Origin of the sequence: uncultured Pelagimonas sp. (assembly GCF_947498515.1) — a bacterium.
In the GTDB taxonomy this organism is placed as follows: Bacteria; Pseudomonadota; Alphaproteobacteria; order Rhodobacterales; family Rhodobacteraceae; genus Pelagimonas.
Genome location: NZ_CANMKO010000008.1, coordinates 214323 through 227802, shown reverse-complemented (window position 1 = coordinate 227802; position 13480 = coordinate 214323). Strand labels below are relative to the sequence as shown.

12 protein-coding genes are annotated in these 13480 nt (G+C 57.7%); 6 read left to right on the top strand and 6 right to left on the bottom strand.

Features of this window, described 5'->3' with window-relative positions:
* Window positions 1-133 precede the first annotated feature (133 nt).
* Window positions 134-1102 (top strand): glycerophosphodiester phosphodiesterase family protein, encoded by a 969-nt coding sequence (locus tag Q1A43_RS16345; protein ID WP_299936899.1) that lies wholly within the window; start codon window positions 134-136, stop codon window positions 1100-1102.
* Here the strand turns inward: Q1A43_RS16345 and Q1A43_RS16340 are convergent.
* Complete coding sequence (locus Q1A43_RS16340; protein WP_299936896.1) at window positions 1099-1851, bottom strand: SDR family oxidoreductase; 753 nt, start codon at window positions 1849-1851, stop codon at window positions 1099-1101. The genes Q1A43_RS16345 and Q1A43_RS16340 overlap by 4 nt on opposite strands.
* Window positions 1852-1937: 86 nt before the next feature.
* Window positions 1938-3185 carry a UbiH/UbiF/VisC/COQ6 family ubiquinone biosynthesis hydroxylase gene (locus Q1A43_RS16335; protein WP_299936893.1) on the bottom strand — a complete coding sequence of 416 codons (1248 nt, stop codon included), beginning with the start codon at window positions 3183-3185 and terminating at the stop codon, window positions 1938-1940.
* Between the two features lie 48 nt (window positions 3186-3233).
* On the opposite strand from Q1A43_RS16335, the gene Q1A43_RS16330 reads away from it, so the two are divergent.
* The 4 genes from Q1A43_RS16330 to Q1A43_RS16315 all read left to right on the top strand — a co-directional run bounded on the left by Q1A43_RS16330 (window position 3234) and on the right by Q1A43_RS16315 (window position 9835).
* Window positions 3234-4562: an amidase gene (locus Q1A43_RS16330; protein ID WP_299936891.1), complete on the top strand. Its 1329-nt coding sequence runs from the start codon at window positions 3234-3236 to the stop codon at window positions 4560-4562.
* A gap of 146 nt (window positions 4563-4708) precedes the next feature.
* Window positions 4709-5878: an aminotransferase class I/II-fold pyridoxal phosphate-dependent enzyme gene (locus tag Q1A43_RS16325; RefSeq protein ID WP_299936888.1), complete on the top strand. Its 1170-nt coding sequence runs from the start codon at window positions 4709-4711 to the stop codon at window positions 5876-5878.
* Window positions 5879-5894: 16 nt separating this feature from the next.
* Entirely contained in the window at window positions 5895-8960 is a 3066-nt protein-coding gene (locus tag Q1A43_RS16320; protein ID WP_299936886.1) for a DNA translocase FtsK, read from the top strand.
* Between the two features lie 284 nt (window positions 8961-9244).
* On the top strand, window positions 9245-9835 hold the full coding sequence (locus Q1A43_RS16315; RefSeq protein WP_299922538.1) for an outer membrane lipoprotein carrier protein LolA: 591 nt from the start codon (window positions 9245-9247) through the stop codon (window positions 9833-9835).
* Between the two features lie 23 nt (window positions 9836-9858).
* Here the strand turns inward: Q1A43_RS16315 and Q1A43_RS16310 are convergent, their stop codons facing one another.
* Window positions 9859-10449: a transglycosylase SLT domain-containing protein gene (locus tag Q1A43_RS16310; protein ID WP_299922539.1), complete on the bottom strand. Its 591-nt coding sequence runs from the start codon at window positions 10447-10449 to the stop codon at window positions 9859-9861.
* A 228-nt stretch (window positions 10450-10677) separates the two neighbouring features.
* On the opposite strand from Q1A43_RS16310, the gene hspQ reads away from it, so the two are divergent.
* Window positions 10678-11004, top strand: a complete 327-nt coding sequence (gene hspQ / locus Q1A43_RS16305; protein ID WP_299922540.1) for a heat shock protein HspQ — start codon at window positions 10678-10680, stop codon at window positions 11002-11004.
* A 26-nt stretch (window positions 11005-11030) separates the two neighbouring features.
* Here hspQ and Q1A43_RS16300 read toward each other — a convergent pair whose 3' ends face one another.
* Genes Q1A43_RS16300 through Q1A43_RS16290 form a run of 3 tightly spaced genes read right to left on the bottom strand, consistent with a single transcriptional unit; the run spans window position 11031 to window position 13473 of the window.
* Window positions 11031-12074 carry a low specificity L-threonine aldolase gene (locus Q1A43_RS16300; protein WP_299936884.1) on the bottom strand — a complete coding sequence of 348 codons (1044 nt, stop codon included), beginning with the start codon at window positions 12072-12074 and terminating at the stop codon, window positions 11031-11033.
* Window positions 12074-12544: a YcgN family cysteine cluster protein gene (locus Q1A43_RS16295; RefSeq protein ID WP_299936881.1), complete on the bottom strand. Its 471-nt coding sequence runs from the start codon at window positions 12542-12544 to the stop codon at window positions 12074-12076. Before Q1A43_RS16295 ends, Q1A43_RS16300 begins: the two co-directional genes overlap by 1 nt.
* Entirely contained in the window at window positions 12541-13473 is a 933-nt protein-coding gene (locus tag Q1A43_RS16290) for a bifunctional riboflavin kinase/FAD synthetase (RefSeq protein WP_299936878.1), read from the bottom strand. Before Q1A43_RS16290 ends, Q1A43_RS16295 begins: the two co-directional genes overlap by 4 nt.
* Between the last annotated feature and the right edge of the window lie 7 nt (window positions 13474-13480).

Here is a 13480-nt window from a genome sequence, read left to right as displayed (position 1 = left end):
GGGGTCCTCGCCCTTTTTGTCGTTGGGCACCTTGGATCCCAAACTCGGTCATTTTCGGTTGTTTTTGCTGCTAGGTGTCTGAAATTGCTGTCTGGTTTTTTTGACACCTGCGCGCTCTTTGAAGGCAAGGTTCATGCGTGTTTTAAAGCGGTTTCTTTTTGGTTTGACCCTGATCTGTGTCGGAATCTGTGTTGCGCTCTGGCTCAACAACACGTCGCTGTTTAGTGAGGGCGGCGAAACCCGTCTGTTGGCGCACCGTGGCATTCATCAAATCTATGCAGGGTCGGATCGCACCAACACCACCTGTCGTGCTCAAAATGTGATCCCTTTGACCCATGGCTATATCGAAAACACACTGCCCTCGATCCGCGCCGCGATGGAGGCCGGGGCCGAGGTTGTCGAGATTGACGTGCATCTCACTCGTGATGGCCACTTTGCGGTCTTTCATGATTGGACGCTGGAATGTCAGACCAATGGCGAGGGGGTAACCCACAAACAAAGCTGGGCCGACCTGCAAAAGCTCGACATTGGCTATGGGTTTACGGCTGATGGCGAAACCTTTCCATTGCGCGGCAAGGGGCATCGCATGCCAAGTTTAGTTGAGGTGCTAGAGGCCGATCTCCCCGGCCAAATTCTGATCAACTTCAAAAGCAACCGCGAAGAAGAAGGTCACGCATTGGCCGAGCTGCTACATGACCCGGCTTATCGCGCCAAAGTGTGGGGCATCTACGGTGGGGCCAAACCAACACGGGCTGCCTTGGCTGCGCTGCCGGGTATGCGTGGCTACGACAAACCGAGCATCAAGGCCTGCGCCAAAGACTATATGCTGACCGGGTGGAGCGGCTATGTCGCCCCAACCTGCCGCGATGCCATAATAGTTGTGCCGCAAAACGTTGCGCCCTTTGTCTGGGGCTGGCCGCATCGCTTCACGGAACGGATGAAAAAAGCGGGAACAACCGTCATTTTGCTTGGCCCCTATGACGGGTCCGGTTTCTCTAGCGGCATCGAAGACGAGGCCGCTTTGGCCCGCGTCCCGGATGGTTTTGACGGTTATGTCTGGACCAACCGTGTCGAGGTGATTGGCCCATTGATGGGCGATTAGGTCTTGCGCAGCGCCGGTAGGCCAACACCCGTCGCCTCAAACCCGCCATCCGCCGCCAGCACCTGACCGGTGACAAAAGACGCCTTGTCAGAGGCTAGAAAACAGATCGCTTCGGCAATCTCGCGTTCACTGCCATAGCGGTTCAATGGCAGGGCGTCGTGATAAGCGTCGATGATCTCTTGGCTGTGCACCGCCATGGCCAGTTTCGTGCGCACCGGGCCGGGGGCAACACAGTTCACCCGAATGCCAAATTCACCGAGTTCCGCGGCGTGTTGTTTGCTCAATTGGATCACCGCCGCCTTGGAGGTCCCATAGGCCACCCGCAGAGTCGAGGCGCGCAGACCGCTGATTGACGCGATGTTGACGATGGACCCACGCGTCGCTTTGAGCGCATCCGTGCAGGCCTGTGTACATAAGAAAACACCATCTAGGTTGGTCTCCATCACCCGCCGCCACATGGCAAAATCGGTGTCTCCCACCGGACCAAACTCCGCCACACCGGCATTGTTGATCAAGGCATCAATCCGTCCGCCCCACGCCAAAACATCGCGGGTCATGGCGTCGACGGCCTCGGGGTCGGATACATCCCGCTCAACCGCCAAAACACCCGCACGTGGACCGGCGGCCAAAGCCAATTCAGGCCCGTCACGATCCATCATCGCCACGCGCCAACCCATCTCCAAAAACAAATCCGTCGTGGCAAGCCCGATCCCGCGCGCCGCCCCCGTTACAATCGCTACTTTATCCATCGAATTGCCTCCCCCGGCTTCTTCTTTCCCAAAATATCCCGGGGAGTCCCGAGCATGCTCGGGACGAGGCAGCGCCCCAATCTCCCCTAAAGTCGCATCAAATCGGGCAGATCGCCTGTCAACCCGGCGGCCTCGCGGATGAACCCGCGCCGCACCCCCGGCACGCCGCCGAGAAGGGCCATGCCAAAATCACGTCCCATGCGCAGCAGCGCATTGTCGTTTGAGAACAACCGGTTGAATAGGTCCGTCGCCGCAGCAAGCGACGCGGTGTCCCACCGTCGCCAGCTTTGATAACGCTCAAGAACAAGCACCGACGCAAAATCCTCCCCTCGTCGCACCGCATGTGTGATCACATGTGCCAGCGCCGCCACATCACGCAATCCAGCGTTCAATCCTTGGCCCGCAATTGGGTGCATCCCATGCGCCGCGTCGCCAACAAGCGCCATGCGTTCGGCGATAAAGCTATTGGCCAGCGTCAGGTTTAGAGGATAGGTAAACCGTTGCCCCTCCAAAGAAATATCGCCAAGAAAGTCGCCAAACCGCGGGCGCAACACGTCTAGGTATTGCTCTTCATTTAGCGCGTTGATCGCGCGGGCCTGAGCGTGTTTTTCGCTCCAAACGATGGAACTGCGATTGCCGGTCAGCGGTAGGATCGCCAGCGGGCCGGGGGGCAAGAACAACTGATGCGCCACACCGCCATGGGGCTTTTCATGCCCGATGGCACAGACCAGCGCGGTTTGACCATAGTCCCAACCGGTGCGGCGAATACCAGCGCGCGCACAGGTGCCGCTTTTGCGACCATCGGCACCGATCAACAACCGCCCAGTTAGGGTTTCACCACTGGCAAGGCTCACCTCGGTGTGGCGAACATCACAAGCTTGCGCAATCACCGTTTCGCCCGCGCGATGGGTGACAAGCGGCTCGGCCTCCATCGCGGCCAACAAGGCGCGGCGCAAATAGCGGTCTTCAAGCATATAGCCCATCGGGCCTTCTTCGATTTCGGCACTGTCGAAATGTAGCCCCAAAAACACCGAGGCATCGCCAACGCGCCCATCAGACACCTTGATTTCATTCATCGCCTGCGCGTTTTCCGCCAGATCAGCCCAAATCCCCAGCGCCGCCAACATCCGTTTGGAGGACTGCGCCAAGGCATAAGACCGCCCATCAAAATCAACCTTTTCGCGGGTGTCCGCCGGCAGGGCGTCAATCACAATGCTGCGTAGGCCAGTTTGGGCCGCCGCAAGCGCCAAGGCGGGGCCGTTCAACCCGCCGCCAACAATAATCAGATCGCTATCCATGAGGTGCAATATGCGCCTCTGACCGGGATTGTCCATGCGCAACGCTGCCGCTACCTTGGCGTTAAAACGAATAGGGGTGACGTGATGGATTGGACGATCAAAAGCGCAAGCGATATGGGGCGTGCGATTGGGGCAGGGGAGCTTGACCCGGTTGCCCTGACAGAGGCGTTTTTGGATAAGATCGCCGCGCATTCCATGAGTGATCGCATCTATGCCCGCGTCACGCCCGATCGCGCTTTGGCCGAGGCCCGCGCCGCCTCTGAACGCGCCAAGATCGGGCGGCGATTGTCGCCGCTGGACGGGGTTCCGGTAAGCTGGAAAGACCTGTTTGACACGGCCGGAACCGCGACCGAAGCCGGTTCCGCCTTGCTCAAAAACCGGGTGCCGGTGGCGGATGCAGAGGTCTTGAAAACCGCAACGGCCATGGGGTTGGTCTGTCTTGGCAAGACCCATATGTCGGAATTGGCCTTTTCCGGTTTGGGCTTGAACCCAATCACCGCCACGTCGCCTTGCGTCAATGATCACGGCGCAGTGGCGGGCGGGTCCTCGTCCGGGGCGGCGACCTCGGTAGCCTTTGGACTGGCGGCGGCGGCGATTGGCTCGGACACCGGCGGATCGGTGCGCATTCCGTCGGTGTGGAACGATCTTGTAGGTTTGAAAACCACCTCTGGTCGGTTGCCTCTGGCCGGAGTTGTGCCCTTGGCGGCCAAGTTTGATACGGTTGGGCCGCTCTGCCGCACGGTCGAAGACGCAGCGCAGGTCCTTGCCGCTTTGGAAGGGCGCAAAGCCCCGGATTTGCGTGGGGCAACGGGCGTAAAGGGGCGGCGTTTCGCAGCCCTGCAAACCATTGTGCTCGACGATTTGGCCCCCGAAGTCGCGCACTCATACGACGCCGCGCTTGCCAAGCTACGCGATGCTGGGGCCGAGATCGTCGAATTGGAGGTTCCGGAACTGGCCTTGTCGATGGCGGATGCCGGGGTGCTTTATACAACCGAAGCTTGGGCAACCTGGCGCGATCAGATCACCGCCCAGCCCGATGTCATGTTCGCACCAATCCGCGAACGTTTTGAAGCCGGGCAAGTGGCCAGCGGGGCCGACTACATCGCGGCGTGGCATCGGTTGGATAATTTGCGCGCCATTTGGGCGGATGTGACCGCCGGTTATGACGCCGTGCTTTGCCCGACGGCCCCCAATCTGCCGCCCAAGATTGATGAGCTGATGGAGTTGGGCGAGACCTATGTCACCGCGAACCTGTTGACCCTGCGCAATACGCGCGTTGGCAACTTGACCGGCGGTTGCGGCCTAACCTTGCCAACCGGGGTGCCAAGCTGTGGATTGTTGATGACGGCTGGGCCGATGCAGGAGGATCGTTTGTTGCGTTTGGGCACCGCAGTGGAAGCGGTGCTGGCCTAAGCCTGCCTCCCTTTGGACACAAACCTGCGACATTCGCGCCACATCCTACGGGGAACAAACGCGGTTTCTGGACAGGACCCGCCTCTATTTCGTATCTTACCTGCAAACGGGACGACAATGATCCCGTAACCTGAGGCAGTATTGATATGTTTCCCGAGCGGTTTTCGAACCTACCGGCTTATGCATTCCCGCGTTTGCGCGCCCTTTTGGACGTGCATGAACCGGGTGGTGACGTGCGCCATATGTCCATCGGTGAACCCAAGCACGCCTTTCCGTCTTGGGTGACGGATATTATCGTTGAAAACGCAGCGGAATTTGGCCGTTACCCGGTCAACGAAGGCACGCCGGAATTGCGCGCGGCCATCGCCGATTGGCTCCATCGTCGCTATGGGGTGGCGGTTGATCCTGACACGCAAATCATGGCGCTCAATGGCACCCGCGAAGGGTTGTACAACGCCGGGATAGCGCTTTGCCCGCAAGGCAGCACCGTTTTGATGCCGAACCCGTTTTATCAGGTTTACATGATTTCGGCGATCTCGGCCGAGGCCGAGCCGGTCTTTGTGCCCGCTACGGATGCCAGCGGGCATTTGCCCGATTTTGCCGCCTTGCCGGTGGATCAACTGGATCGCGCCGCACTGTGCTACATCTGCTCTCCGGCCAACCCACAAGGGGTTATGGCCGATGACGCCTATTGGCAGGCCTTAATAGACTTGGGCGAAAAGCACGATTTTCAGATTTTGGCGGACGAATGCTATTCCGAGATTTACCGCGACGCGCCACCGCCCGGTGCCTTGCAGGTGGCCCAAGCTATGGGGGCAAGCCCCGAACGGGTGTTGACCTTCCATTCGCTGTCTAAGCGTTCAAACCTGCCCGGGTTGCGGTCTGGTTTTGTGGCCGGTGGTCCCGAAAGCATCAAACGAATGAAACAATTGCGCGCCTATTCCGGTGCGCCCCTGCCGATGCCGCTTCAGCGGGCGGCGGAACGGCTTTGGGCCGACGAGGCGCATGTGGTGGAGAACCGCGCGCTTTATAAAGCAAAATATGAACTGGCTGATCGCATCTTTGGCAATGTGCCGGGTTACATGTCCCCCAAGGCGGGCATGTTCCTTTGGCTTCCTGTTGAGGATGGCGAGGCCGCGACCCTGAAACTCTGGAAGGAAACCGGTGTGCGTGTGCTGCCGGGGGCCTATTTGTCGCGCGATACGGACGCGGGCAACCCGGGGCAGGGATATATTCGGGTGGCGCTTGTCGCCCCCTATAGTGACACCGAAACAGGTCTGACCCTCATCCGGGACTGCCTGTTTGGACAAGAATAAAAAGACGAGGCACGGTATGGCATCTTTTCAGGCACGGGGACGCGACCCATTGTTCGACACCGATACGGCGGCGACGCTGGAACGACGTGGGCGCGAACTGATTGGTCTGACACTGATTGTGATGGGGCTGATCGCCGCCGCTGCAATCGGAAGCTATTCGCCAAACGATCCTTCTTGGTTTAGCGCCTCTGACGCGCCGATCCAAAACTGGATGGGTCGCCCCGGTGCTTTGTTTGCCGCGCCTCTTTACACAATTTGTGGGCTGGGAAGCTGGGCGATTGCCGTGACGCTTTTGGTGTGGGGCCTGCGGTTTGTTCTGCACCGTGGTGAAAACCGTTTCTTCTGTGCGGTGTTCTCACCGATCTGGATTGCCATGTGCTCGGTCTATGCCGCGGGTCTGCCCGAGGCGGCCAATTGGGGCCATAGTTTTGGCATGGGCGGATTGTTTGGCGATATGGTTATGGGCTCCATGCTCAACATCTTGCCGTTTTCCGCCGCTGTTGGGTTGAAAATCATGCAGCTTCTGCTGGGCGGTGCCATTCTTGCGATGGGGGCCTTCGTGCTTGGCTCTACCCGCGAAGAGCTGCGCCGCATGGCCCGCTTTTTGGTTGTGGGCGTCGTTGTCACCTATGCCACATTGATGAAATTCGCTGGTCGTGGGGCCGTTGGCGCGGTTGGTGCTGCACAGCGTATGCAAGCCGCGCAAGCCGAACGTCGCGAAGCCCGCAAGGCCGAAGAGGCCGATGCCGTGGCATGGGCCGCCGCCCAAGAGGCCGTTCCGGTTGCGCCCCGTGTTCAACGCGCTGACATCCCACAGGATGCGGTGAGTGAGGATGACCTCCTTGTTGATGACGGCGAGTATGACGATCACGTGCCGGTTGCCGCACCGGAGAAATCTGGGTTCCTGTCGCGGATGCCATCGCTAATCCGTCGCGGCGCTGCTGAGCCAATGCCCGAGCCTGAAATGGTGTCCAATGTCATGGATCATGACGTCGAAGCGCCAAGCCAAGACCGGATCAAATCCAAGATCGCCGACGCAGTTAAAACCAAACGCCGTGCCAGCCCGGTTGCCGTGCGTCCGCAACATGACCCCAACAAACCACTGACCAAAGGGCGCGGTCATGGTCCTCAACCCTTGATCGTCGATACCGCGCCGCGTGTCGGTGGCTTGCCGCCTGAACCACCGCTCACAGCCGGAGCCGCGGCCGCCTTTGTGCCCGAGGCCCCAATGATGGATGCGCTTGAAGAGATCGCGCCGTCTGTGCCGCCCATGGCCGAGGTTTTGGCCGAAGAGCCGCAGATTGATCACTATGCGGAAATGGGTGATTTTGACGACTACGGGGCCGAATTGCCCGCGTCAATTCCGGCGGCACCGGTTGCCGAAGAGGTAGCTGAATTGGCCCCCGAACCCGCGCCAGCGCCACGCATGGCCCAACCACATATGCCAATTCCTAAGGCCGAGCCGAAAAAGGCCGTTGTGCAACAGCCAGTGCGCAAACCGATTGTGCCATCCAAACGCGCTCAGGCCGAAGCCCAGCCCAGCCTGAAATTTGACGACAACAAGCCAGATTACGAATTGCCGCCTTTGGGCTTGCTTATGTCGCCGGATCAGATTGAGCGTCACCACTTGAGTGATGAGGCGCTGGAAGAAAACGCCCGCATGCTCGAAGCGGTTCTGGATGACTATGGCGTCAAAGGCGAAATCGTCTCGGTTCGCCCCGGTCCCGTTGTCACTATGTATGAACTTGAACCGGCGCCGGGCTTGAAAGCGTCGCGCGTGATTGGCTTGGCGGATGACATCGCCCGCTCGATGTCGGCCCTTTCTGCACGTGTTTCAACCGTGCCAGGTCGCAGCGTCATTGGTATCGAATTGCCGAATGATTTCCGTGAGATGGTTTGTTTCCGGGAAATCCTTGCGGGGCGTGAGTTTGGTGATGGCAATCACAAGCTGCCACTGGCGCTTGGCAAAGACATTGGTGGTGATCCGGTTGTTGCCAACCTCGCAAAGATGCCTCACCTTTTGATTGCGGGGACCACCGGGTCGGGTAAATCGGTTGCGATCAATACGATGATCCTGTCGCTTCTTTACAAGCTGACACCGGATGATTGCCGGTTGATCATGATCGACCCCAAGATGCTGGAACTGTCGGTTTATGATGGCATTCCGCACCTGCTTTCCCCGGTTGTGACCGATCCGAAAAAGGCCGTGGTTGCCTTGAAATGGGTCGTCGGCGAAATGGAAGATCGCTATCGCAAGATGTCGAAAATGGGTGTGCGTAACATTGACGGCTACAATGGTCGCGTTGCGGATGCACAGGCCAAGGGCGAGATGTTCTCGCGCACGGTGCAGACCGGTTTTGATGATGAGACAGGCGAACCCGTGTTCGAAACCGATGAGTTCGAGCCCAAGAAAATGCCCTATATCGTTGTGATCGTTGACGAGATGGCCGACCTGATGATGGTTGCGGGCAAAGAGATCGAAGCCTGCATCCAGCGTTTGGCGCAGATGGCGCGGGCCTCGGGTATTCACCTGATCATGGCGACTCAGCGTCCTTCGGTTGACGTGATCACCGGTACGATCAAAGCCAACTTCCCCACTCGGATTTCCTTTCAGGTGACGTCGAAAATCGACAGCCGCACCATTTTGGGTGAAATGGGCGCCGAACAGCTGCTTGGCATGGGGGACATGCTTTATATGGCGGGTGGCGCGAAAATCACCCGCTGTCACGGGCCGTTTGTCTCGGATGAAGAGGTTGAAGAAATCGTCAACCACCTCAAGGCCTTTGGCCCGCCGGAATACGTTTCGGGTGTCGTTGCGGGGCCGGATGAGGAAAAAGCCAGCAATATCGATGCTGTGTTGGGGCTAAACACCGGTGGCAACACCAACGGTGAAGACGCGCTTTATGATCAGGCGGTTGGCATTGTGATCAAAGATCGTAAATGCTCGACATCCTATATTCAGCGGAAACTGGGTATCGGTTACAACAAAGCCGCGCGTTTGGTTGAACAGATGGAAGACGAAGGCGTGGTGTCGTCGGCGAACCATGTCGGCAAACGCGAGATCTTGGTGCCAGAGCAATAACGGCGCGTCTACGCACCAAAAAGTTTTGCAAAACTTTTGTAAATTCCGTGCACGGAATTTGGGGCGGTTCCTATTTGGGGCTGCCTCTTTTTCTGACGTTCTTCTCGCCTGAAAAGGGGGCTCCCCCTGTGCCGCTATGGGATATGCCAGAGTTGCAGCTTTAGGCCAATCTCTCCCCTTGATCGGCGCCCTTCCGCCCCTGATATCCTGTGAAAGGTCGATGCTATCGCATATCCGCGTGGATCATGCGACAAAGCAGATAATACGAGCAGAAGGACCCAACGATGATCCGTATTCTTGTTGCTTCACTGGCGTTTATGATCGCGGCTCTGCCCGCTCAGGCGCAGAAGCTTTCTTTGAACGAAATCTCGCGCTATCTGAACACGATCAAATCTGCCGAAAGCAGTTTCACTCAGATTAATGCCGATGGAACAATTTCCACCGGTAAGATTCTGATCAAACGCCCGGGTAAGGTGCGGTTTGACTATAATCCACCTGAACGGGCCTTAGTTTTGGCCTCTGCCGGGGCCGTCTACATCCTTGATCGCAAACTGGGTGGCCAGCCGGAGACCTATCCCCTGCGACGCACGCCCTTGTCGATCATCCTTGCCAAGAAGGTGAACCTTGCACAGGCCGGGATGGTTACAGGCCACAGCTATGATGGTACAGCGACCATCGTGACCGCCCAAGACCCCAAACACCCCGAGTACGGGAACATTCAGCTCAAGTTCACCGGAAAACCGGTTCAGCTACGTCAATGGGTTATCAATGATGGCAATGGATCAACCACCACAGTGGTGCTTGGTGGGCTGGCCCAAAAGAGCCTGCCCAACCGGATTTTCTATATCGAACCTGAGATTGAAAAACTGAAATAATCCTGACGCAAGCGGCGCGCTGGTTAGCGCGCTGCCCGACAGTTTTGCAGCTGTGACTTGTAGGTGACGGCGCGTTGCCCCACCTCGGACGACACCCGCAACAACCACGCCTTGGAGTTATAGGTGCCGCGGCGATAGCCTCCGCGACCCTCGTGATAGGCGAGGTATTGCTTGCGTGCATCCCAAAGCGGAATGCCAAGTTGGTTTTTGGTGCCAACCATGTACCACCCCATGAAATCGGTGGCATCTTTGATGTTGTTGCGCTTGGCACCACGACGACCTTGGTCCTCAAGATACTCTTTCCAGGTTCCGTCCAACGCCTGACTATACCCATAGGCCGAGCTTTGCCGCCCCATCGGAATCACCCCAAGCTTGTAGCGCAGCGGTGTGCGTGCATCGGACACGAATTTGCTTTCCTGATAGATGGTGGCCATTTGCACATGCACTGGCACACCCCATTTGCGCTCGGCGGCGCGGAAGGCTCTGTAATAGGTTGGACGCTGCTTTAGAATTTCGCATGCGTTATCAAGATTGCGCGGTGCCTGACCCGTACCGCCTCCTCCACAGGAAGCGACGAGTGCCAAAATCACCATTGCGCGAAGCCACTTGCTCATATGCCTCTCGCTTTTTGTATTTGTTCTTTTGGCATAGTTTAGCCGATCCGACAGCGCGTGAAAATCACAATTCCGAAAAGGGTATGGAATCCCGCCGACTGGGCGGGTATCAGGGCAATTCAGTTGCGCTGAAGGATGCCATTCCACACAGTGTTTCCTAAAAAGCAGCCCCAAAAGTTGGACAAGCCACTCGCTTTTTCGGTAAAATAGGGGTTAAAGAGGCGGATGATGCAACATAAACGCGCGAAATATCACCTGGGCCAGGTTGTTCGGCACCGCAAACATCCGTTTCGTGGCGTTGTTTTTGATGTGGATCCTGAGTTTTCCAATACCGATGAATGGTACGAGGCTATTCCCGAGGATTCGCGCCCGGCAAAAAAGCAGCCATTTTATCATTTGCTCGCGGAAAACGATCAAAGTTTTTACGTGGCCTATGTGTCGGAACAAAACCTCGTGGCGGATTATTCCGGTGAGCCGGTTGACCACCCGGACATTCCCGACTTGTTCGGGGCGTTCCACGATGGCAGCTATGAGCTGCACTTTCAGCTGAACTGATCGCTGTGGTGGGGTAAAACCCCACCCTACATCACGGTTTTAAGTTTGGTCAAAAACGTCTCGGCCCCGGTTTGTCCAATCGACCAATCGCACACCAGACGCCCGGCTACGATTGTATCGTCCGGCCCGCTGTCATCACCCATCAAGTAATAGGTCGCGCCCGCGGCGAATAATGCTTTGTGCTGGCCAAGGGTCAGGTTGAAAAAGATCACATTTGCCGGGGTTTGGGTGATCACCTCAACACCAAGCTCTTGTAAGCCAGCATAAAGACGCGCGGCCGTGTCGTTGGCTTGTTGTGCCAAGTCGCGCCAGAGATCATTGGCCAGATAGGCTTGCATCTGGGCGGCCAAAAAGCGGTTCTTGGAAAACAAATGGCCACCGCGCTTGCGGCGCAGTTCGAACTCATAGGCGCGTTTGGGGTCAAAGATCACCACCGCTTCAACACCCATCAACCCGTTCTTCGTACCGCCAAACACCGCAACGTCGATCCCGAGCTTCCAACTCATCTCGGCCGGGGTACAGTTCAGCTTGGCACAGGCTTGGGCAAAGCGCGCCCCGTCAAGGTGAACGGGCAGGTCAAATTCCTTGGCCACGTCACACAGCGCGCGCATTTCTTGCAGGGAATAGGTATTCCCGAGCTCCGCCACATTGGTGATCGACACCGCGCCACGTTGCGGTCCATGTACGCCTCGGTTTTCTTCGGCTTTGATTGCGGCGCGCAATTCGTCCGGAGTCATCTGATCACCGGACCCAACAAGCGTTAGCTTGGCCCCGCCGGTGTAAAACTCCGGGGCGTTGCATTCATCTTCGTGGATGTGGGCACGGGCCGAACAGAACACCGTGTCAAAGGGCTGACACAGGACCGCCAAAGCCAACGAATTGGCGGCGGTACCGGTGGCGACAAAGTAAACTGCGGCGTCAGGAGCTTCGAACAACGTGCGAATCTGATCAGATGCATCGCGGGTTAGATCATCGTTGCCGTAGCCCAAAGTATAACCTTGGTTGGCGCGGGCGAGGGCCTCCAAAACGGATGGATGCGCCGGGCCGGAATTGTCAGAGGCGAAAAACATCACACAGGCTCCTCGATGATATGATCTTCCCAGTCCTCATCGGCGATGTCGAACTCGGACACTGTTTGGCCCTGCATTGACACGCCCGCCTCGTGCACGCTTTCGGCGCGACCGGTCAACAATGGGTGCCAATCGGGCAGGGCATCGCCATTCCAAACACGCTTGTAGGCGCAGGTCTCAGGCATCCAATACAGGTTCTTTTCGATGTTGGACGGGCGCAGCACGATACATTCGGGCACAAATTGATGCCGAATTTCATATTGGGCACACAGACATGTGGCATCGTCGAGCAAGCGACAGGCCACGCGGGTTAGGGCGACCTCACCGGTGTCCTCGTCTTCCAACTTGTTCAAACAGCACTTGCCACAGCCATCACAAAGCGCTTCCCATTCCGCGTTGTTCATCTGATCCATACGTTTTTGTTCCCAAAAACGTTTGCCCAGACCGTCGCGGTTGATTTGGTCGCTCATAGCGCGGCCAGAATGGCGCGGGCCTGATCACAATCGGCGTCCATCTGGGTGACCAAGGCGTCCAATCCGTCGAATTTCAGCTCGGGGCGTAGGTAGTCGACCAAAGCTACCGAGAGGGTGGCGCCATAGAGATCGCCAGTGAAATCGAACACAAAGGTTTCGATATTGGGGAATTGCCCGTCAAACATCGGGCGAACCCCGACCGAGGCCGCGCCGTGATAGGTGCCCTTGTGGGGGCCATCCATGACTTCGACCAACACGGCGTAAACGCCAAATTTCGGCGGATGTAGCCCGTCGATTGACATGTTGGCAGTTGGATAGCCAAGCTCGCGGCCGCGTTGTTCGCCGCCGATGACCTCGCCCTCGATGCGGTGCCAATGGCCCAATTGTTGGGCGGCGTCGCGTGGGCGGCCCTCGCTGAGCGCGGTTCTAATCGCAGTGGATGACACCTGAACGCCTCCGGTTTCCAAAAGCTCGGCGATGGTGACGCCAAATCCCATGTCCTGACCAAAGGCTTTGAGGTCTTCAACCGTACCTTGCCGGCCTTTGCCAAAACAGAAATCAGCCCCGACCACGATATGGGACAAGCCAAGCCCGTCGCAAATGACGTTTTGGGCAAAGTCGCGGGGTGTCAAAGATGCCAATGCCGTGTTGAAGTTCAGCTGAAACAGATGATCAACGCCCAGCTTGGCAAGGCGCGAGGCGCGGGCCTCGGCGCTCATCAAGCGAAAGGGCGGCGCATCCGGCGCAAAGTATTCACGCGGGTGCGGTTCAAAGGTCATAACCCCAAGTGGCGCATCGGGGGCCGCCCGTCGCGCAAGGTCAATAACCGCCTGATGGCCAAGATGCACACCGTCAAAATTGCCGATGGCTGCGCTTGCGCCTCGGTCTTTTGGGGTGGTGAATTGATAGTCTCTGATAATCCGCATGTGGGGG